Annotated in this window: 1 rRNA gene; it reads left to right on the forward strand. The window is 54.1% G+C overall.

Features of this window, described 5'->3' with window-relative positions:
* Nucleotides 1-553, forward strand: a 23S ribosomal RNA gene (locus tag ACLS0A_RS10995); the annotation flags it as partial.

Genomic DNA, 553 nt, shown 5'->3' on the forward strand with positions numbered 1-553 from the left:
TCGGACAGTGTCTGGTGGGTAGTTTGACTGGGGCGGTCTCCTCCCAAAGCGTAACGGAGGAGCACGAAGGTTTGCTAATGACGGTCGGACATCGTCAGGTTAGTGCAATGGTATAAGCAAGCTTAACTGCGAGACAGACAAGTCGAGCAGGTGCGAAAGCAGGTCATAGTGATCCGGTGGTTCTGAATGGAAGGGCCATCGCTCAACGGATAAAAGGTACTCCGGGGATAACAGGCTGATACCGCCCAAGAGTTCATATCGACGGCGGTGTTTGGCACCTCGATGTCGGCTCATCACATCCTGGGGCTGAAGTAGGTCCCAAGGGTATGGCTGTTCGCCATTTAAAGTGGTACGCGAGCTGGGTTTAGAACGTCGTGAGACAGTTCGGTCCCTATCTGCCGTGGGCGTTGGAGAATTGAGAGGGGCTGCTCCTAGTACGAGAGGACCGGAGTGGACGCATCACTGGTGTACCAGTTGTCTCGCCAGAGGCACTGCTGGGTAGCTAAATGCGGAAGAGATAAGTGCTGAAAGCATCTAAGCACGAAACTTGCCT

This window comes from Avibacterium volantium (assembly GCF_049366555.1).
Taxonomy (GTDB): Bacteria; Pseudomonadota; Gammaproteobacteria; order Enterobacterales; family Pasteurellaceae; genus Avibacterium; species Avibacterium volantium_A.